The organism is Rhizobium sp. NPDC090279 (assembly GCF_044769665.1).
Lineage (GTDB): Bacteria > Pseudomonadota > Alphaproteobacteria > Rhizobiales > Rhizobiaceae > Rhizobium.
Window position 1 is genome coordinate 538,703 of the sequence record NZ_JBIVYI010000001.1, and the last position, 20,268, is coordinate 558,970.

Sequence of the window (20,268 nt, forward strand, 5' to 3'; positions counted from 1 at the left end):
TTAGGAGCTATCGAGCCGTCGGGAGAGGCGGCTTCGAAGAGGAGGAAAGCCTGTTTTGGCGTCGGCGGCCTTTCCGCCGCGCGATGCGTGACGCTTAAGATGTCACGATACCGAGCCGTAAGCGTTCAACGGCGGGTGTGCAGGAAAGAGAGCGCGTTGAGAGGAGAAGCAGATGAAAATTGCCAAGTCACTTCTGTCCCGCCGCAGCTTTGCCGGCCTTGCCGGCGCTGCCATCATCGCCATGGCGATGCCCGTGCAGTCCTTCGCGGCCGACGTGACAATTCCGATCATCGTCAAGGATACGACATCCTTCTACTGGCAGATCGTTCTCGCCGGCGCCCGCCAGGCGGGCAAGGATCTCGGTGTGAAGGTGCCGGAACTCGGCGCACAGTCGGAATCCGATATCAACGGCCAGATCAGCATTCTCGAAAACGCCGTTGCCGGCAAGCCGGCAGCCGTGGTCATTTCGCCGACCGAGTTCAAGGCGCTCGGCAAGCCCGTGGATGAGGCCGCCAAATCCGTGCCGGTCGTCGGCATCGACTCCGCTGCCGATTCCAAGTCCTTCATCTCGTTCCTGACCACCGACAACACGCAGGGCGGCCGTATCGCCGCTGACGGTCTTGCCGCTGCGATCAAAGGCATGACCGGCAAGGAAGAGGGTGAGATCGCCATCATCACCAGTCTGCCGGGTGTCGGTTCTCTCGACCAGCGCCGTCAGGGCTTCCTGGAAGAGGTCAAGAACAAGTATCCGGGCCTCAAGGTCGTTGCTGACAAATATGCGGACGGTCAGGCGACCACCGGCCTCAACATCATGACCGACCTGATCACGGCCAATCCGAAGCTCGTCGGCGTCTTCGCCTCCAACCTGATCATGGCCCAGGGCGTCGGCCAGGCGATTGCCGAAAACAAGCTCGGCGACAAGATCAAGGTCATCGGCTTCGACAATGACGACAAGACCGTTGGCTTCCTGAAGTCGGGCGTTCTCGCCGGTCTCGTGGTGCAGGACCCCTACCGCATGGGCTATGACGGCATCAAGACGGCGCTCGCCGCTTCCAAGAAGGAAAAGGTCGAGGCCAATGTGGATACCGGCGCCAACCTCGTCACCAAGGCGAATATGAGCGATCCGAAGATCGACGCCCTGTTGAACCCGAAGGTCAAGTAAGGCTTGGGGCCGCGCCCGCGAGATCGGGCGCGGCCTTTTCGTCCGGCCGCCCTTTTCGGGTGGTCGCGCGGCGATGCGAGAGGGAGGAGACCTCATGACGAGCCTTGAAGAAATCAGCCATCGTCACGACGACACCGTCAAGACGGAAGCAAACCGCATTCCGGCTGGCTCGCCCATCCTGGAACTGAAAGGTCTGCAGAAACGCTACGGTTTCGTCGAAGCACTGAAGCCGGCGACCGTCACGTTTCTGGCCGGGGAGATTCATGCGATTGTCGGCGAAAACGGCGCAGGCAAGTCGACGCTCATCAAGCTCCTGACCGGTGTGATAGTGAGGACGGCCGGCGAAATCTTCTGGTGCGGCCATCCGGTAGCGCTCGCAACGCCCAATGAGGCGATCGCGCGCGGCATCAATGCCGTGCATCAGGAAGTGGTTCTTTGCCCGCATCTGACGGTCGCGGCCAATCTTTTCCTCGGCGACGAGGTCAACCGTTTCGGCCTGATGCGCAAGAAGCAGATGGTGGCGATGGCGCAGACCGTTCTCGACGATCTCGGCTTCGGACTGCCGGCCGGCGAGCTTCTGAGCTCGCTCACGATCGGCCAACAGCAGCTGGTCGCGACCGCGAGAGCCGCGATGCGCGGCACGCAGTTTCTGATTTTCGACGAGCCGACCGCCTACCTCACCCGTCAGGAATCGGCGCAGTTGTTCAAGCTTATCCGCCGCCTGCAGGGCGAGGGCGTGACGATCGTCTATATCAGCCATCGCATGGAAGAGGTGTTCGAACTGGCCGATCGCGTCTCCGTGCTGCGCGACGGCACGCATGTCGGCACCCGCGCGATTGCTGAAACCAATGAGGACGAGTTGATCAAGCTGATGATCAATCGTTCCATAGAGCAGATCTACCATAAGGAGGAGATTCCGATCGGCGATACCATTCTCGAGGCACGGGGGCTTTCCGGCCCCGGTTTCGAGAATGTGTCGCTGAGCGTCCGCGCCGGCGAGATCGTCGGCCTTTACGGGCTGATCGGCGCCGGCCGCAGCGAGTTTGCGCTCGGTCTTTACGGGCGCCAACCGCTTTCCGCCGGTGAAATCTACTGGCAGGGGCGCAAGGTCGACATCCGCAATGAGCGCGATGCGATGGAACTCGGTATTGCGCTGGCGCCGGAAAGCCGGCGCGATCAGGGGCTCTGCCTCAACCTGCCGATCGGGCTCAACATCAATCTACCCGTGTTCAGGCGGCTGAGCCGTGGTCCGATCATCAACAACAAGAGCGAAGCGGCCAATGCCGACAAGCAGATCCGCGATCTCAGCATCAAGACGCCGAGCCGGCGGGTTCTGGTCTCCGCCATGTCCGGCGGCAATCAGCAGAAGGTGGTCATCGGCAAATGGCTGAGCCACGGCGCCAAGCTCTTCATCTTCGACGAGCCGACGGTCGGCGTCGATGTCGGCACGAAGGCGGAGATCTATCGGCTATTTGCCAAGCTGCTTCGCGATGGCGCCGGCATTATCGTGATCTCATCCTATCTGCCCGAGGTCTACGAACTTGCCGATCGTCTGCACGTCTTTCGCCACGGCCAGCTGGTCGCCAGCCATGATTTCCATGCCGCAACGCATGAGGAAGTCCTCGGCGAGGCGATCGGTGTCTGAACAACGAACAAGTCGATAGAGGGAGAACAAGAATGGCCGCGAATACGACAGAAGGCCCGACCGTTGCGCCCAAGCGCAAGATGAACATCCTCTTCAGCCTGACGCTGATCCTGCTTTTGCTCGCGCTTTGGATCGTGCTCGGCTTGTCGACGGACGTGTTTTGGACGCCGCTCAACATCACCAATCTGGCGCGGCAGGGATCAATGACCGCCATCCTTGCGCTCGGCCAGACTTTCGTCATCATCACCGGGGGCATCGATCTCTCCGTCGGCGCGATCGTCGGCTTTTGCACCGTCATCATCGCCTGGTTGCTTCAGGCCGGGTTTCCGCTCTGGGCCTCCATTCTCATCACCTTGCTGTTCGGGGTTCTGATCGGGGCGTTTCATGGCTTCGGCATCGTCCGCATGGGCCTGCCGCCCTTCATCATCACGCTGGCGACGCTGACTTCGCTTCGCGGTATTGGCCTCCTCATCACCAACGGCTCCACGATCAATATCGTCAATGATAGTTTCACCAATTTCGCGGTGTCGGATTTCTTAGGAATTCCGAGCCTGTTCTGGATGGTGATCCTGGTGGCGATCCCGGCTGTCATCTTTCTGCATCTGAGCCGCTGGGGCCGCTATCTTTTCGCCGTCGGCTCCAACCGCGAAGCAGCCCGGCTTTCCGGCGTCAACGTCAACCGGATGATTTATCTCGCCTATATTCTGTCGGGAACCTGCGCCGCCTTCGTCGGTGTTTTGCTCGCATCGCGCATTGCAATCGGCAATGCCACCCAGGCAGACGGCTGGGAGCTGCAGGCGATCGCCTCCTCGGTCATCGGCGGAACCAGTCTGTTCGGCGCGGTCGGCACCGTCTATGGCCCGCTGATCGGCGCCTTCATCCTGGCGACCATCAACAACGGTGCCAATCTGCTGAACCTGAATTCTTTCTGGCAGCGCATCATCACCGGCGTCTTGATCATCGTCATCGTCTATTTCGATCAGCTGCGTCGGCGTCGGGCCTAGAGCAATTCCAGGAAAAGTGCGTAGCGGTTTTCCGTCCGGAATTGCGTAAATACAAAGGATGGAGCGTTTTCGCGATTCGAAGAAAAGCGGAAAGGTTCTAGTCGATCCCGGCCACCCGTTCTTATGCTGGCGAGGGGCGAGCCCTTCGCCAGCTGAAGTTCCGCAACAAATTGCGCAACGGCTTTTCGACGAGCTCATAGGCGAAGACGCCGAGCAAGGTGCCTAATATCATGCCGATGAAGGCGACGACATCGGAAGGGATCGGTGTCGTTGCCACGAGCTTAACGATCATCGAGATTGCCAGCGTATGCCATAGGTAGATCGAGTAAGAGGCGTTGCCGAGATAGGTAAGCGGCACAATCTGCGGCAACCTGCCTCCGCGCTCGACCGAAACCATGCCTAGCACCAGTGCAATGGCGAGCGGGCCGCATGTCACCTCATTGAATTCTATGCCGAGTATCTCGATGGCGGCGAAGCCGGCGATCGAGGCGATCATCAGGGCAAGTCCTAGTCCAAATCCTGGCACGGTGCCCTTCAACCAGAGCTGTCCGAGAACGGCCCCTGCCACGAATTCGAGAATGATCGGCCTGGTATAGGTGGCAAGCAGCGGCGATTGCGGGTGGATGATGGCGCCGACGATCACGAAGGCGGCAAAGACGCCGATCAGGCTGCCAAGCCGCAGCCGCCGCGGTAGAAACAGGCAGGCGGCGAAGATGACATAGAAGAACATCTCGAAGTTCAGCGTCCATCCCTGCACCAGAACCGGCCAGATCTCGCCATTGCTCGGCGAGCGGACCGGAATGAACAGCAGCGAGCCGAATATATGGCTCGCCGTCAGCTTCATGTTCGGAAACAGACCGACGACCGCGCCGGCGATCATGATGGCCGTCACGATCCAGTAGGACGGCGCGATGCGCTGCAGCCGGTCGAGCACGAAGCGGAGCGGCGTCACGGGGCGGCGCTCGCTCATGGTCCACATGATGAAGCCGCTGATGACGAAGAACACGTCGACGCCGGCGGCGCCGATGCGGAAATGGCCGCCACTGCGCTCGGCTGCGTGAAACAGCACGACCGCTAAAGCGGCAAAGGCGCGGAGATACTGGATGCCGTAAAGTGTCTTCATTGACCGGTTCGCGGCTCCCAGTTGACAGGCGGCGCGAACTGCATCTGCTCGTCCATCCGCGATTCGTCCATCCGCGATGGTGCGCTCGTCGGCGCCCGCGCCCGCATGGAAAGCTTTCCTGCCGTGAAGTAGAACAGGAAGGAGCCGACGTGATACGGGTTCAGGATGTCGATCTCCACGAAAGACCGGATCAGCAACAGGGTCGCGACACCGAGAAGCACGTAGGATTCATCGTTTCTGACGTCGCTCAGGAAGCGGCTGATATGGCCGACGAAGGCCGTCAGCAGAATCGAGGCAAGCAGGAAGACGCCGATGAGCCCGGTTTCCACCGTCGTTTCGATATAGGTATTGTGGAAATGGAAGCCCGCGCGCGAGGCGATGTAAAATTCTTCCCACAGCCGCTCCGGCTCGGAGAAGCCCTGGACCCAGTAGGCCTGATAGCCGACCCCGAAAAAGGGATTCTGCTGCGCGGCCGCGATACCCTGTTGCCAGAGATAGGTGCGCCCGGTGAGCGTGGAATCCTTGCCGAAGAGGCCGAGGATGAGATCGACCGCACCGAGATAGACGCCTGCGACCGCAAGGATGGCCCCGGAGACGGCCACTGTTACAAACAGCCTTTTGCGCTGTTTTGGCGACAGGTACAGGATGATGCGCAGGCTCATGCACAATGCCACGACCAGCCCCGTCGTCAGCACCGATGTTGCCGAGGCCGAAGCATGTAGGCAATAGGCTGACAACAGGCCGGCAAATCCAGCACCCAGCATCCAGATCCGCCGCTCGCCGAGGATGAAGACGGCGGCAAAGGCGAAATAGATGCCGAGCGAGGCATAGAAGCCGAGCTGATTCTTGGAATCGAAGGCGCCGACGAAGCTGTAGGTTCCGTCGATGGGATCATAGGCATAATAGCCGAACAATATCGAATAGATGAGCACGATGCCGGTGCCGGCGATCGCGCCGCGCGTCAGCGTGCGGATGTCGAGCGTTCGCATGGCGACGAGGGCGCAGAAGATGTGCGTCGTATACTGGATCGCGGCTCGCGCCGTCACGGAAGGGACGACCGACCAGAAGATCGACAGGCAGGTGAAGACGCCGAAGGCGAAGAGCCAGAGCTGCCTGTGATAGCTGCCGAGCACATTGCGATAGTCCATCATCACAAGCGGGAACCAGAGCGCGTAGTAGAGCAGAATGGAAGGCTGGCCGAAGCGGGAGGAATAGGCAAAGACGAAGAAGGACAGAGCAATCGCCACCATGCCATAGGTGGCGTTGCAGCCTGGACGGACGAAGGTCGATTTGGCTATCCGCATCGACTATCCTATCGCATGGCGACGCCGGTGTTGACCTTGATAAGGTCGCCCGGCAGTACCTGCGTGTTCTCCTGCGCCTGGATTTCCTTCGACTGGCCGTTGTCGTCACGAATGATCGTGTAGGAGACGCTCACACCTGGTCCGTTGGCATCGAGGTTGCTGGCGTCCGCCGATTGAGCCACGGCTTCCTGCATGAGGGATTGGCTGGTTGACAGCTTGAGCTGCAGCGTTTCCAGCTGCGTGTCAGTATCCTGCATGTCCTGGGCCAATGAACTCTGCCAGTCATTGTGCAAAGTAATCTCGTCCTGATTGGCCTTGTTGATATCCTGCTTGGCTTTGAGTGACGCGGTTTCCGTGTCGAGGAGCGTCGCTTCCAGGTCGGAGGCACGCTGTTCGGCGGAGATCCGGCGGGAGGCGAGCTCCAGCCCCCGCTCGGCCAGGCTTTCGACCTTGTCGCGGTCAGCCTTCGCGAGATCGAGCTGACGGCTCTGCGTGTCGTTCTTCTTCGAAAGGGCCTCGACTTCGTTCTGCAGAAGCGTCTTCAGGTCTTCCAGGGATTGCAGTTGCGTCTTCATGCGCTGGCTGCGTGTGTCCATCAACGCCTTCTCGCTCGCGAGCAGATCTGTCGTATGCGGCAATTGCTTAAGCTCCGCCGGGACGTCGATATCGTCCTTGCCGGACAATTCGGCCAACAGACGTGCCTTGCGCATCAATAGACGGCTGCGCTCCGCCATATAGACGACGGCATCGCCCTTGGCGTTGATGAAATCGCGCGCGAAGCGCTGTCCGGCGTCGGCACGGCGCATGCCACCACCAAGGCTGACGGCTTTGAGCACGGTCAGGTTGGGTACGAACGGATATTCTCCGGGGTTCTGGACTTCTCCGGACAGGTAGATCGGCCGAAACTGAGACATTTCGACTGATGCCGAAGGCCGATCGCGCAGGCCGAACTGCTTCTGTAGTCCGAGGCCGATGGCGTCGGCGATCTGATCCGTGGTCTTGCCGACGGCGGGCATGTCGCCGATGAAGGGAACCGAAATCGAGCCGGAAGGTCCTACCGTATAGTCGCCCGTCACTACCGACCAGTCGCGGATGGTGCCTTCGGCGGTCTGCCATTCGGCAACACGCACATGCAGCTTGTCCATGACGCCCAGATGATATCCGGGGAGATTTTCGGCCGAGGCCGAGACGGAAGCTGCGCAAAGGCTGAGAGCAACGGCAGCTGCGCACCGAAGCGATTTATTGACGCGAACAAGCCTCTTGGAAGGCCGAAATTCAATCATGCAGGATCTTCCCTGTTACTGGTTGGCAACCCCGCAAGCTGCGGGAAAACCGCAGGAGATATCCTGCGGTATCTGCCAGTCATCATCAATAGCTGCCGCGTGAGAGGCAGACCGCAGGAATGGTTTTGGCGATGATCATCATGTCGCTGCTGAGCGACCAGTTCTTCACATAATGCGTGTCGAAGGCGACGCGGCTTTCATAGGAGACGTCGTTGCGGCCGCTGACCTGCCAGAGACCGGTCAGGCCCGGACGAGACTGCAGATAGTAGATTGCCGCGGTCTCGTAGAGCTCAAGCTCGTCCTCCACCACGGGTCGCGGACCGACGACGCTCATTTCGCCGCGGATGATGTTGATGAGCTGCGGCAGCTCGTCGAGGCTGAGTTTGCGCAGGACGGCACCGACGGTGGTGACGCGGGGGTCGTTCTGCAGCTTGCGTGTCGCGCGCCACTCTTCCATCGCCTTCGGATTGGCCTGCAGGTAGGCATGCAGGACCTTGTCGCCGTCGACGACCATGGTGCGGAACTTCAGGCAACGGAAGGTCTTGCCGTTGTGGCCGATACGGCGGTGGCCGTAGAAGGCAGGTCCTTGGTCGGTAAGCTTTACCAGCAGCATCAGCATCAGAAAGAGTGGGCTGATGAAAACTAAAGCGGCCATAGCGGTAGAGACGTCGAAAACGCGCTTCAGTACCCCGCCAGTGGGCGGAAACACGTCGCTTTCGGCGGCGCTGAAAAAAGCCGATGTGGCCGATCTCGTCGCAGACTTCATAGAGAAAACTCCATTCATGTTGACGATTGGTCGGAATTGCTCGGACGCGTAATTAGAGCCGGGATGACTGGAGTGTAGGTTGGGATTTGGACTTTTTAAGCCAAACTTTTGTAGCGATATGGCATGGCGGTATATATTTACCGCATCAATGGTGACTTGGTTTAAATCAGTGGTCGGTTATGGAGGAGTTGTACTGTATCGCGCTGCGTATAATGACCGGGTTGATAGCTCAGCCGTATCATACTCGACGATTTCTAAGGATCTTATAGGCATCGAACGGTAAGTTGTTCATTATCATCGGCTTCGTTAGCCTGTGTCCGCTTTGCCTTCAGCTACATGCTGTCCTGATTTCTTCACGGGATATATTGCATCGCAGCAATATTTTGCAGCGCACATACTGGGATGTGGTTTCTCAGGACTTTGTAATAAAAGTTGATTGGATTGGTGGCCAAACGAGAGGCGTGCGGCTGACCCCATACGTCTCTATAATTGCATAATTTCGATATGTCTCCGTATAATTGCAAAGAGAAAGATAAACAAATTCAATTGTAATTATAATCGAGGTGTAGTTTTAACAGGCGCAGCGCTAGGGTCGTCTCAAATCGTAACGGATCATCTTAACTTGGTTGAATCTCAATGAATCATAAAATATATTTGAGTTTCAGGTCTGATAAGGGAGGAAAGACCTTGATCGTTTTTCATATGACGTCTGAGCGGGCGAGGTAAGATTATGTATGCGCCGCGCGTCTTCATCAGCATGCTGGGCACGCTGATCGTATTTGCCATCGCGACATATTTCCTGACGAATTCGCTTTCGACCACCTTGGTCGAAACGGTTATCTGTGCCGTCCTCCTGCAGATCGGCTATTTCCTGGGCGTGCTCTATCTTGTCTGGAAGGAGCGCAAGGCCCACGAGGCCCTGTTGAACGAAGACAAGGTGCCGGCATCGGGTCAGGAGGACAGCAAGGTCGCCGGTCTGGCTGCGTCCAGTCTCAAGCGGTCCGAGCCGTTCAACCCCTGAGCCGGGTAGATCGTTAGATCTTTTGAGGGTCCGGCGGTTGTCGGATCGGAGCCATGTCCTAAGTCTCCGCCTGAACCATTGGAGGCTGACGTGACCGACAGTGCAGAAAAAAGTGTCTGCGTAATCATTGCCGCGAAGAATGCCAGCGACACCATCGGGCTGGCAGTTGCCTCGGCCCTTCGGGAGCCTGAAGTGGCTGAAGTCGTCGTCATCGACGACGGATCGACGGATGGAACCGCTGCAGTAGCAGCCAAAGCCGATGACGGCAGTGGCAGGCTGCTGATCCAGGAATTCGAGAAGAACCGCGGTCCGGCCGCCGCACGAAATCATGCGATCGAAATATCCAGGGCGCCGCTGATCGGCATTCTCGATGCCGACGATTTCTTTTTTCCCGGGCGTTTTGCTTCGTTGCTTGCCGCCGATGATTGGGATTTCGTTGCCGACAATATCGCTTTCGTCAACGCCGATACCGTCTCGGACGCGCAGGCAAGGCTCGATCATTTCGATGCAAAGCCGCGCTTTCTCGATCTCGTTGCTTTCGTCGAGGGCAATATTTCCAAGCGCGGCGTGCGCCGCGGCGAGATCGGCTTCCTGAAACCCTTGATGCGACGTTCCTTTCTGGACGCTCACGGCTTGCGCTACAATGAGGCGCTGCGCCTCGGCGAAGACTATGACCTCTATGTCCGCGCGCTCGCCAAGCGCGCGCGCTACAAGATCATCCATAGCTGCGGTTACGGTGCGGTCGTGCGCAGCGATTCCCTGAGCGGCCGGCACAGGACCGAGGATCTGCGCCGTCTCTATGAGGCGGATCGGACCATTCTCGCCAAAGGCGGGCTTTCTTCTGAAGATGCCGCAGCGATCCGGCGCCACGAGCGGCATATCCGTGACCGCTACGAGCTGCGGCATTTCCTCGATATCAAGTCGCAATCGGGACTTTTGCCCGCGGCAACCTACGCGCTTTCGCATCCCTTCGCCGTTCCGGCGATCGCCGGCGGCATCCTGGCGGACAAGACGGAGCGCTTCCGCAAGCAGGGCGGTGCGCCCATCGCTCATTCCGGCGCGAACGGCCTGCGTTATCTTCTGCAGGCCGCTCCGGAATAGCTGTATCGCGGCCTACAGATAGTCGCGGCGGACGCCTTCGATGACGTTGAGGAGGCGCTCCTTGCAGGAAGCAAGTGCGCCGTCCTTGCTCAGCTGCGGCTTTGCCTTGCTTGCCTGCCACAGAGCCAGAGCCGAGGGCACGGCGAGCGCCTGCTTCGCCATGACGCGCAGCGTGGTCTGCTCGGGGTCGGCGAGCATCACGTTTTCGCCGTAGCGCTGCTTTTCGAGTTCGGCCATCGCTTGCTTGCTGCGTTCGAAGCCGACGCCCCAGAACCTGGCACCCTTGGCGATCGCCTCGGCACGGGTGGAAACGGGGATGTGTTTCGGCTGATAGGTGACGCCGAGCGAGCGGGCCCAGTCGTTCCATTTGAAGCTATTGATGGAGCGTGAGGAGCTGACGGCAATCCACGGAACGCGGAAGGCGTCTGCAAGGATGGCGCCATGCATGGATTCCGCAACGATCAGCTCGGAGGCTGCGATCTCACGGATCACGGCCTTCGCCTCGCCGCGCGGATCGAGATAGGAAAGGCCGACGGTCTTGCAGATTTCGGGCCAGAGGCCTGCGGCAGCCGACTCCCAATGCGGTATGAAGGTACGCTTCCCGTTTTTCGAAACATTCTGGAATTCAGGCATTTCCGTCACCAGGACGGCGGGATCGACGATGCCCATTTCGGCAGGCAGGCCAACCTTCTCTGCGGTCAGCGGGCCGCGTACGCAGCGGACATCCCATTGCGACCTGTCGCGCATATCGGGAAGGGAGCCATAGCCGAAACCGCTGCCGATGACGAGCTTGCGGCCGTCGGCGGGCAGGATCTCCCTATTGAGGACGGTTCCGACGCCGACCAGCAATGTTTCCTCGTGAACACCGCGAAGGCCGGGAAGTAGGAAATCCCAGAGCCAAAGATTGAGATCGTCACCGAAATTGCCATGGGTGGATTCCCAGTGGAACGGCTTCATGCAGGACTCCTTGCTGATCCAAATGATAGCGGGGCATGCCGTGGCTCTTCGATGCGGCATGCGCAGCTCATGCTGCGCTGCAAAATCTAGGGCGCGAGTTTGCCCACGGCAAGCTGCATGACGCTTTGTAAAATCCCCGGGTCGCGCAAGGCCCATTTTGCCAGCAGTCCGAATTGCGGTAGCCGCCGCTGCCGCATCTGTCGCGCCTGGCTCCAGAGCGCTTGCCGGCGGGCGCGATTTTTGTAGAGACGGATGGCTTCGACATCCTGGGGCCGCCGCGAAAATCTCTGCTCCAGCGTGTTGAGCGCCGTCCATGTGTTGAATTGCTGGCGCAGGAATTGCGGGGAATCGTTGTCGATGCTGTGGAAGATGTTCACGCCCTCGCCGCGCAGTGCACCGGCATTCTCGCACAGCAAGACGCGCTTGGCTCCGAGAATACAGTCGCAGAAGAACAAGATATCCTCAGCCGCCAGCCGCAATGACGGCTCGAAACGGATTTTTTCGAAAAGCGGCCGTCCGATCACCATGCAGGACATGTGCAGAAAGCTCCAGTCCTGCAGCATGACGCTGGCGATGTTGGGGATTTCGACGACGGACGGTCTGTCCGACAATCGCACCGTCTCGGTCGATTTTCCAAGCTCTGCGATGCTGAAATGATAGTGGAACTCCTGGCCGCCATCGATGGAGTCCCAGTAGCAATCGGCGTTGTAATGGGTCAGCGTTCCGAAGGCGTTGCTAAGATGCTCCGGCGCCCATTCGTCATCGGAGTCCAGGAATGCCACGAACCTGCTCTCGGCCGGCACGCTGTTGAGGCCGGTGTTGCGCGCTCCGCCGGGACCGGCATTGGCTTGGCGGATCACGCGGATGCGCTTTCTTTCCTCGCTGCTCAGCGATTGCAGCTCGCCTTCTGCCGGAAGCGGCGATTCATCATCGACGATGAGAACATCGAAATCCTGAAACGTTTGGCGGGATATCGATTTCAAAGCGCGCTGCAGAACACCGGTTTGCTTCTGATAGAACGGAATAACAATCGTGATGGACGCCATTTTCCCGCCTTTACGGTTTTAATTCAAGAACTTGCGGTTTGATCCCTGGGGACGCGATCATTGGCTTTCCGACGGCATCCGCGACAATTCTTCGACCGATTGGCCCGTAATGGATGTCGCCGTGACGCCAACAGGTAGCGTCCGATCGATGCGGAGCAATGTTGAGAAAAGAGATTTTATGAAACTTTGTTGGAATGCGGCGGAAATCCCTGGCCTGTTTCGAGGATGCACCATTGCGACACATTGCGCGCCGAGACCGTACGCCGGCGCACTCATGAGGGGAGCGGTTCGAATTACTTTTCTCATAATGATTGAAAGGTTGTCGCATTTTGGTCATGCTTCACTTGCTAACTTCTGCTGCGCTGCAAAAAATCTTCACCTTCCGGCAAAAAAATCAAGACAGGTTGAATCTTTTACCGGAAGCCAGCGCCGAAATATCGCACGGTCGTCTAAGTATCTTTCACAGCTCGGCTTTTCCGCGATTCAAATCGATTATTCCGCCCGTAAAACCGTGCAAACGGATGTTTTCAGCATAGATCCGCAAATGACTTTCCTCTCATTTTTGCTGCGGTGCCATATTCCCTTTCCGAAGAGCGCCCTAGGTTACGTCTGCGAGCTCTGCTCTGTTTGAAATGGCTGCGAGGGGGGATGCAGCCCGAAGAAGGGGTGACAGACATCGTGAATGTGACTGCCAACGTGTCTTCGCGGATAAACCTCATGCGTATCGTGCTCATCTCGGGTATAATTTTTGTCCATATACCGTTCGATCCGCATACCAGCCCGTTGAACGGCGCCTATGGTTTTTTCGATTGGCTGCGGGTGTTTCTGCGCGACAGCCTGTTTCGCGTTGGCGTGCCCTGCCTGAGCGTGATTTCCGGATACTTGCTGTTTCGTAATGGAGCGGCACCCAACAGCTATACAAAGACCATTGGCTGGAAGACAAAGACCGTTATTCTGCCGCTCCTGTTGTGGAATAGCGCGTTCTTCCTGTTCGTATTGCTTCTCCAGTATTACAGTATCGGCGACGGGTATCTGCCGGATCTGTCGGAAGCTACTCCGCATACGATCTCGAACCTCTTGCTCGCTATCGACGGCGAGCCGATAAATCTGCCGCTCTATTTCCTGCGAGATCTCTTCGTCTGCATCTTGCTCTCGCCGTTATTGGCTTTTCTTATTCGGCGTGCTCCGTTGCCGACATTGATCTTTCTGCTTTTACTTGCTGCGTGGCCCGTATCTATCGGTATTGTGCTGCGGAACTCGATTCTCTTCAGCTTTAGCTTCGGAATCTATCTCGGCCTCTATCGTGTCGACGTGACGATTACGGATCGCTATGCCGCATTTATCGCTCCTGCCTTCATCGTGCTGGCAGCGCTTCTGGCGACGGCTGCCTACATGTCGGGACCCGGATTGCCGTTGTGGCTCGAAGTTTGCCGCAATCTGATGGTGCTTGTCGGCATTCCTGGCTTCTGGGCGCTATCGGCGATCTTTATCCGCAGCCGGATCGGACAGGGCTTGGCCGGAACCGGCAGCCTCAGCTTCTGGATCTTCTGTGCCCACTATCCGCTGCTCTTCTGTCTCTGGGTCCTTTGGAACCGCAGCGGCAGCGATCTCTATCCGATTTTCTATCTTCTGGCGGCGGCGCTTGCCTTGCTGCTGCTGCCTTTGACCAACGGCATGGCGCGCTACGCCCTGCCGAGCTTGTACAACCTGCTGACCGGCAGCCGGACGCGCCCACGGGCCGAATCCGTGCTGTCCAGAACCGCGCCGCCGATAATCGGCAAGCGCGTTCAAAGCAAAGGTGATGCCATGACGACATCGAAAAGCTGCATGCAAAGACTTGGGCTTGTCTCAATCGCCCTTATGGGCGCCTGCTTCCTGCCACAGGCCGCATTCGCGCAAGATGATCAGCCGACAGGCGGGTCCTTCGTCGACAATTTCGGGCACCTGGACACCGGCCGCTGGTACATCTCCGACGGTTGGAACAACGGACCGCATCAGAATTGCACCTGGTCGCGAAAGCAGGTGAACATCAAGGATGGGATGCTGCAACTGCAGTTCATCCAGTCCAAGGCAGGCGAGCGCAACTATGCCTGCGGCGAAATCCAGACGATGAAACGCTATGGCTACGGCACCTACGAGGCACGTTACCGCACCGCCACCGGGCCAGGCCTGAACTCCGCCTTTTTCACCTATATCGGTCCGACCGACAAGAAGCCGCATGACGAGATCGATTTCGAAGTGCTCGGCAAGAACCCTGGCCAAGTTCAGGTCAACCAATATATCTCCGCCAAGGGCGGCAACGAAAAGCTGGTGCCGGTTTCAGGCGGCGCCGATCAGGGCTTCAACGATTATGCTTTCGTCTGGGAGAAGGATCGTCTGCGCTACTATGTGAACGGCAAGCTCGTTCAGGAAGTCACCGACCCTTCGAAAATACCGACGAACGCGCAGAAGATCTTCTTCAGCCTCTGGGGCACCGATACCCTCAGCGGCTGGATGGGCAAGTTCGCCTATGGCGGCGAGCCGGCAACCATGGAGATCAAGCGCGTCGCCTTCACTGCGCCGGGCCAGAAGTGCCTGTTCCCGGAATCGATCACCTGCAAGCTCGATTGAATCTGGCTGGCCGCGCGGCATCCGTCGCGGCCGGTTGCAATGCCACCATGCAACACCACCACACAAGGCGCCCGGTTTCGGCTGGGCGCAAAAGCGGAAATTTTGATGCTGCATATTCTGTATTTCGTTCATGATCTTGCCGATCCGGCCGTGCGCAGGCGGGTGCTGATGCTGCAGGCCGGCGGGGCACTCGTGACGCTCGCGGGTTTCCGGCGCGATGACAATGCGCTGGCTGCCATCCATGGCGTCGAGCCGATCGAGCTTGGCAAGACGCAGGATGCCCAGTTTGCGCAGCGTATTGCGGCAGTGGCGAGATCCGCGGCGAAACTGCGCAGTGCCTTGCGCACGGTCGCAAGACCGGACGTGATCATCGGCCGCAATCTTGAAATGCTGGTGCTGGCCAACCGCGCCAAATCCGTTTTCGGCGGCGATATGCCGATCGTCTATGAATGCCTCGATATCCATCGGTTGCTGCTGCGCGACGATGTGGTGGGCAGCGCCCTTCGCAGCGCGGAGCGTCATTTCGGCTCGCAGGCGGAGCTGCTGGTGACCAGTTCACCGGCCTTCATCGAGCGTTATTTCCGCCCGCGTTCCGGCCTGCATGTGCCTGTCATGCTGCTCGAAAACAAGGTGCTCGTGCTTGAATCGGCAGTGCATGTCGCCGCGCCGATTGCTAGGCCGCCAGCTCCAGGAAAGCCGTGGAAGATCGGCTGGTTCGGCGCGCTCCGCTGCCGCAAGTCGCTGGCGCTGCTCGATGATTTCTCTCGCCGGATGGAAGGCCGTTTCGAGATCGTTCTGCGTGGGCGGCCCGCCTATTCCGAATTTGACGATTTCGATCGTGTCGTGCGCAATGCGCCCTTCATGCATTTCGCCGGCGCCTACAAGAACCCCGAGGACCTCTCGACGATCTATAACGAGGTCCAGTTCTCCTGGGCGATCGACTTTTTCGAAGAGGGACTGAATTCGAGCTGGCTGCTGCCGAACCGGCTTTATGAAGGCGGCCTCTATGGCACCGTTCCAATCGCGATCGAGGGCACGGAGACGGCCCGGTTCCTCGCAAGCCGAAAGATCGGACTGACGCTCGACGCGGCCGATGCCGCATATCTGGCGTCGCTTTTGGGCGCGATGGACGAAAGGCGCTATCTCGCCGCTTTCGAAGCCGTGGCGTCCCAGGATCGTAAGCAATGGATGATGGACCGTGCCGATTGTCATGGGCTGGTCCAGCGGCTGGCGTCGCTGACGCGCGCCAACGAGCGGCTTGCCGAAATACAGACCCTCCCACAACTGCATCGCAATAGAGGTGGATTGCAATGACGACCGGAAGTTCAGGGGATATGCGTTGCGTAATTGTTATTCCTTGCCTCAACGAGGAAAAGCACATCGAGCCGCTGATCGGCAAGCTCGGTCGGGCTCTGGACGAACTCGATGCCAGGATCGTGGTGGCTGATGGCGGCAGCACCGATCGCACGCGCGAGATAGTCCGGGATATCGCCGGGAGAGATCCGCGCGTCCTGCTGCTCGACAATCCGAAGCGGCTGCAGAGCGCAGCGATCAATCTTGCCATCGAAACCTTCGGCGACGATCACGAGTATTTCATCCGTATCGACGCCCATGGCGACTATCCGGACGATTACTGCCAGATGCTGGTTCAGGAAGCTGGCGCGACAGGCGCGGATTCCGTCGTCGTTGCCATGCGCACGATGGGCTTCAGCGCCTTCCAGAAGGCAACGGCCGTGGCGCAGAACTCCAAGCTCGGCAATGGCGGCTCCAAGCATCGCGAAGGCGCCAAGGGTCACTGGGCAGAGCACGGGCATCATGCGCTGATGCGCGTTGCCGCCTTCCGCGCGGTCGGCGGCTATGACGAGACCTTCAGCCACAACGAGGATGCCGAGCTGGATTACCGGCTGCACAAGGCGGGGTATCGGATCTGGCTCACCGACAAGACGGCCATGACCTACTATCCGCGCGCCAGCATCCCGACACTCTTCAAGCAATATCTCGGTTACGGCCGCGGTCGTGCGCGCAACATCCTCAAGCATCGCAGCATGCCGAGCCTGCGCCAGATGCTGCCGCTGGCGGTGGTGCCGATCTTCATCGGCGCCTTCCTGGCCGTGCTTAACTGGATCGCGGTCATTCCTGTCAGCCTCTGGGCCGTCGCCTGTATCGCTTACGGTTTCTGGATCGCTCTTGGCCAGAAGAACCCCTATGGGCCGCTCGCCGCAATCTCCGCCATGGTCATGCACTTCGCCTGGTCCATGGGCTTCTGGATGGAGGTCCTCAGCTTCCGCAACCGCAGGATCGCGTCATGACACAGGTCCATCGGCGCCCGATAAAGATCGATATCGCGGTCTGCACATACAGACGGGCAGAGCTCGATCAGACGTTATTGTCGCTGGCCGTACTCAATATTCCGGTCGGCGCGATCATCCGGATCATCGTTGCCGACAATGATGTGACGCCAAGCGCGCAGGGTCGCGTCGACGCCATGCGTTCGGCTGTGCCCTTCGAGATCCTCTATGTCCATTGCCCGGCATCGAATATCTCGATCGCCCGCAATGCCTGCCTGGAACATGCGAGCGGCGATTTCCTCGCTTTCATCGATGATGACGAGACCGCTTCCGAAGACTGGCTGACGGAGATGCTCGTCATGGCCGACACGACCGGCGCCGACGCCGTGCTCGGTCCGGTTCAGGCAATCTATGCAAACATTGCTCCGGCCTGGATGCAGCGCGGCGACTTCCATTCGACCCTGCCGGTTTGGGTCGCCGGAGACATTCTGACCGGTTACACCTGCAATGTGTTGCTGCGCCGCGGCGCGCCTTCGCTCGCCGGCCGGCGCTTCAATATCGCGCTCGGGCGCAGCGGCGGCGAGGATACCGAGTTTTTCGCCCATATGCACAAGGCGGGCGGCAGGATCGCCTATGCGGCGGATGCACTGGTCTACGAACCCGTCCCCAATGGGCGGGCGACCATCTCCTGGCTGTCGAAGCGCCGGTATCGCATGGGTCAGACTCATGGTCGCATGCTGCTGGAGGCCAGGGGCGGTTTCGGGCGTTGGCGCGCGATTGCGCTGGCGGGCACGAAATCCGCCTACTGCTTCGTGGCCGCAGCGCTGCTCTCGGCATCACCCATCAAGCGTCATCGCTATGGCTTGCGCGGCATCATGCATGCCGGCGTCGTCAGCGGCCTCTTCGGGGTTCGCGAAATCGAGCAATACGGGAATCTGGAGAAGGCGCCGCAATGACGGATTTCATCCCCGATGTCAGTTTCGTCATCGCTGCCTACAACGCCGAGGAAACGCTTGAGCGCGCCATCGACAGCGCGCTGGCGCAAGGTGCCGTCAGCATGGAAGTCATCGTCGTCGACGATTGCTCGACGGACGGTACGCGTGAGATTGCCGGCAACCACCCTGATCCGCGCGTTCGCCTCGTCGCCATGGCCAGCAACGGCGGTCCGGGTGCTGCCCGCAATGCCGGGCTCGATGCGGCTCGCGGCCGCTGGATTGCCGTGCTCGATTCCGACGATGCGCTGCGTCCGGACCGCATGGCCCGCCTGATCGCCAGGGCTGAAAAGGCCGAAGCGCAGATCGCGGTCGACAATCTCGACGTCATCCGCGAGGACGTGGGCACGATGCTGCCGATGTTCCCCGAGCCGATGCTGGCGCGCATGCCGCTGCTGACGCTGGCGAAGTTCATCGCCTCGAACATGATTTTCCAGTCGGAGCACAATTTCGGCTATATGAAGCCGGTCTTCGAGCGTGCCTTCGTCGAGAAGCATCGCCTGCGCTTCGATGCGACCTTGCGGATCGGTGAAGACTATATTTTCCTTGCTTCCGCCCTTGCCAGGGGCGGCGTCTGCGTCGTCGAGCCGACCGTGGGCTACCTGTATTATATTCGTGATGGTTCGATCTCGCGTGTTCTCAGACAAGACCATGTCGAGGCCATGCTGGCCGCCGACACCCGATTCTTCGCCGAACATCCCTTCGGAGCCGCTGCTCTTGCCGCGCAGCGGCGGCGCACGCGCAATCTGAAGGATGTCATCGCATTCCTGAAGCTGGTCAACAGCATCAAGGAGCGCGAACTGCAGGCGATGCTGAAGATCGCATGCCTCAATCCCCGGGCGGTCCGCCATCTCAGCATGCCGATCGCCGCCCGTTTCCGTCGGTTGGCCGCGTCCTTGCGGAGCGGTCGCCAGCCTTCGCCCACCTCTCCACTCTCCTCGCCCTTGCCCAATATGGGCGCAGGCCCTCACTCTAACAAAGGATAGAGCCATGGACCCCAAACATCGCGTGAGAAAAGCAGTCATCCCAGTTGCCGGCAATGGAACGCGCTTCCTGCCCGCCACCAAGGCGATGCCGAAGGAGATGCTGACGATCGTCGATCGTCCGGTCGTGCAATATGCCGTCGACGAAGCCATCGAGGCCGGTATCGAGCACATCGTCTTCGTCACCAGCCGCAACAAGTCGGCGATCGAAGATCACTTCGATGACACGCCGGAGCTGATTTCCTCGCTGCGGCTTGCCGGCAAGAGCCATCAGGTCAGCGAGCTGGAGCGCCTTCTGCCGCGGCCGGGCGCTGTCAGCTTCACCCGCCAGCAGGCTCCGCTCGGCCTCGGCCACGCCGTCTGGTGCGCCCGCGACCTGATCGGCAACGAACCCTTCGCGCTGCTTTTGCCCGACATGCTCTGCTACGGCATGCGCGGCTGCATGGCCGGCCTGATGGATCTCTACAATGAGACTGGCGGCAACATCGTCGCCGTCGAGGAATGCGCTCCGGAAGAAACGTCGAAATACGGCATTATCGGCAAGGGCGAGGCGGTGCGCCATGGCTTTGCCGTGACCAAAATGGTTGAAAAGCCGCATCCGTCCGAGGCGCCTTCAAACTTTTACCTCAATGGCCGTTATATTCTGCAGCCTGAGATCTTCGATATTCTGGCCCGCCAGGAGCGCGGCGCCGGCAATGAGATCCAGCTGACCGACGGCATGCTGCGCCTCTCCGAGACGCAATCCTTCCATGCCCAGGTCTATAACGGACGCACGTTCGACTGCGGGTCCAAGCACGGCTTCATCGAAGCGAATGTCGCCTTCGCGCTCGCTCGCTCCGATATTGGCGGCTTGGTCTACGACTCGATCCGCAACCTGGTCGTCTCGCACGAAGCGCAGATGACCGCCGCTTAAGCCTGCTCACATTGTGGCCTGCGGCCGGAAGGCTGCAGGCCACAGCTATTGTTCATTCGGGCTTCTCCGA

Annotated in this window: 18 protein-coding genes and 1 pseudogene; 13 read left to right on the top strand and 6 right to left on the bottom strand. The window is 59.4% G+C overall.

Annotated elements, in window-relative coordinates; translation table 11 throughout:
- The first annotated feature begins 172 nt into the window (after positions 1 to 172).
- The 3 genes from ACIQWP_RS02430 (at position 173) to ACIQWP_RS02440 (ending at position 3,811) form a co-directional block, all read left to right on the top strand.
- The gene (locus ACIQWP_RS02430; RefSeq protein ID WP_402781788.1) at positions 173 to 1,162 is read left to right on the top strand and encodes an ABC transporter substrate-binding protein; all 990 of its coding nucleotides are present in this window, start codon (positions 173 to 175) and stop codon (positions 1,160 to 1,162) included.
- A 94-nt stretch (positions 1,163 to 1,256) separates the two neighbouring features.
- The gene (locus ACIQWP_RS02435) at positions 1,257 to 2,807 is read left to right on the top strand and encodes a sugar ABC transporter ATP-binding protein (RefSeq protein ID WP_402781791.1); all 1,551 of its coding nucleotides are present in this window, start codon (positions 1,257 to 1,259) and stop codon (positions 2,805 to 2,807) included.
- 32 nt (positions 2,808 to 2,839) lie between these two features.
- The gene (locus ACIQWP_RS02440; protein WP_402781794.1) at positions 2,840 to 3,811 is read left to right on the top strand and encodes an ABC transporter permease; all 972 of its coding nucleotides are present in this window, start codon (positions 2,840 to 2,842) and stop codon (positions 3,809 to 3,811) included.
- Positions 3,812 to 3,932: 121 nt separating this feature from the next.
- On the opposite strand, the gene ACIQWP_RS02445 is transcribed toward ACIQWP_RS02440, so the two are convergent.
- The 4 genes from ACIQWP_RS02445 to ACIQWP_RS02460 all read right to left on the bottom strand — a co-directional run bounded on the left by ACIQWP_RS02445 (position 3,933) and on the right by ACIQWP_RS02460 (position 8,287).
- Positions 3,933 to 4,934 (bottom strand): acyltransferase family protein, encoded by a 1,002-nt coding sequence (locus tag ACIQWP_RS02445; protein WP_402781797.1) that lies wholly within the window; start codon positions 4,932 to 4,934, stop codon positions 3,933 to 3,935.
- The gene (locus tag ACIQWP_RS02450; RefSeq protein WP_402781800.1) at positions 4,931 to 6,238 is read right to left on the bottom strand and encodes an O-antigen ligase family protein; all 1,308 of its coding nucleotides are present in this window, start codon (positions 6,236 to 6,238) and stop codon (positions 4,931 to 4,933) included. Before ACIQWP_RS02450 ends, ACIQWP_RS02445 begins: the two co-directional genes overlap by 4 nt.
- 8 nt (positions 6,239 to 6,246) lie before the next feature.
- Positions 6,247 to 7,521, bottom strand: a complete 1,275-nt coding sequence (locus ACIQWP_RS02455; RefSeq protein ID WP_402781803.1) for a polysaccharide biosynthesis/export family protein — start codon at positions 7,519 to 7,521, stop codon at positions 6,247 to 6,249.
- Between the two features lie 85 nt (positions 7,522 to 7,606).
- A complete protein-coding gene (locus tag ACIQWP_RS02460) occupies positions 7,607 to 8,287 on the bottom strand; it encodes a sugar transferase (protein WP_402781806.1) in 681 nt (226 codons plus the stop codon).
- Between the two features lie 730 nt (positions 8,288 to 9,017).
- On the opposite strand from ACIQWP_RS02460, the gene ACIQWP_RS02465 reads away from it, so the two are divergent.
- Together ACIQWP_RS02465 and ACIQWP_RS02470 are read left to right on the top strand one after the other, a co-directional pair.
- Entirely contained in the window at positions 9,018 to 9,308 is a 291-nt protein-coding gene (locus ACIQWP_RS02465) for an exopolysaccharide production repressor protein (RefSeq protein ID WP_402781809.1), read from the top strand.
- A 90-nt stretch (positions 9,309 to 9,398) separates the two neighbouring features.
- On the top strand, positions 9,399 to 10,409 hold the full coding sequence (locus tag ACIQWP_RS02470) for a glycosyltransferase family 2 protein (protein ID WP_402781812.1): 1,011 nt from the start codon (positions 9,399 to 9,401) through the stop codon (positions 10,407 to 10,409).
- 12 nt (positions 10,410 to 10,421) lie between these two features.
- Here the strand turns inward: ACIQWP_RS02470 and ACIQWP_RS02475 are convergent, their stop codons facing one another.
- Both ACIQWP_RS02475 and ACIQWP_RS02480 read right to left on the bottom strand, forming a co-directional pair.
- A complete protein-coding gene (locus ACIQWP_RS02475; protein ID WP_402781815.1) occupies positions 10,422 to 11,366 on the bottom strand; it encodes a polysaccharide pyruvyl transferase family protein in 945 nt (314 codons plus the stop codon).
- An 86-nt stretch (positions 11,367 to 11,452) separates the two neighbouring features.
- On the bottom strand, positions 11,453 to 12,412 hold the full coding sequence (locus ACIQWP_RS02480; protein ID WP_402781818.1) for a glycosyltransferase family 2 protein: 960 nt from the start codon (positions 12,410 to 12,412) through the stop codon (positions 11,453 to 11,455).
- 109 nt (positions 12,413 to 12,521) lie between these two features.
- Here ACIQWP_RS02480 and ACIQWP_RS02485 point away from each other — a divergent pair, with 109 nt between their 5' ends.
- The 8 genes and pseudogenes from ACIQWP_RS02485 to ACIQWP_RS02520 all read left to right on the top strand — a co-directional run bounded on the left by ACIQWP_RS02485 (position 12,522) and on the right by ACIQWP_RS02520 (position 20,198).
- On the top strand, positions 12,522 to 13,043 hold the full coding sequence (locus ACIQWP_RS02485; protein WP_402781821.1) for a hypothetical protein: 522 nt from the start codon (positions 12,522 to 12,524) through the stop codon (positions 13,041 to 13,043).
- Between the two features lie 86 nt (positions 13,044 to 13,129).
- A pseudogene (locus ACIQWP_RS02490) lies at positions 13,130 to 14,008 on the top strand (acyltransferase); the annotation flags it as partial.
- A gap of 210 nt (positions 14,009 to 14,218) precedes the next feature.
- Entirely contained in the window at positions 14,219 to 15,022 is an 804-nt protein-coding gene (locus tag ACIQWP_RS02495; protein ID WP_402782714.1) for a glycoside hydrolase family 16 protein, read from the top strand.
- Between the two features lie 105 nt (positions 15,023 to 15,127).
- Positions 15,128 to 16,336 carry a glycosyl transferase family 1 gene (locus ACIQWP_RS02500; RefSeq protein ID WP_402781824.1) on the top strand — a complete coding sequence of 403 codons (1,209 nt, stop codon included), beginning with the start codon at positions 15,128 to 15,130 and terminating at the stop codon, positions 16,334 to 16,336.
- A 20-nt stretch (positions 16,337 to 16,356) separates the two neighbouring features.
- Positions 16,357 to 17,331 (top strand): glycosyltransferase family 2 protein, encoded by a 975-nt coding sequence (locus ACIQWP_RS02505; protein ID WP_402781827.1) that lies wholly within the window; start codon positions 16,357 to 16,359, stop codon positions 17,329 to 17,331.
- Positions 17,328 to 18,266 carry a glycosyltransferase gene (locus ACIQWP_RS02510; protein ID WP_402781830.1) on the top strand — a complete coding sequence of 313 codons (939 nt, stop codon included), beginning with the start codon at positions 17,328 to 17,330 and terminating at the stop codon, positions 18,264 to 18,266. Before ACIQWP_RS02505 ends, ACIQWP_RS02510 begins: the two co-directional genes overlap by 4 nt.
- Positions 18,263 to 19,288, top strand: coding sequence for a glycosyltransferase family 2 protein (locus ACIQWP_RS02515; protein WP_402781833.1), 1,026 nt, complete (start codon positions 18,263 to 18,265; stop codon positions 19,286 to 19,288). The genes ACIQWP_RS02510 and ACIQWP_RS02515 overlap by 4 nt, the downstream gene beginning before the upstream one ends.
- A 4-nt stretch (positions 19,289 to 19,292) precedes the next feature.
- Positions 19,293 to 20,198: a UTP--glucose-1-phosphate uridylyltransferase gene (locus ACIQWP_RS02520; RefSeq protein WP_402781836.1), complete on the top strand. Its 906-nt coding sequence runs from the start codon at positions 19,293 to 19,295 to the stop codon at positions 20,196 to 20,198.
- Positions 20,199 to 20,268: the final 70 nt, after the last annotated feature.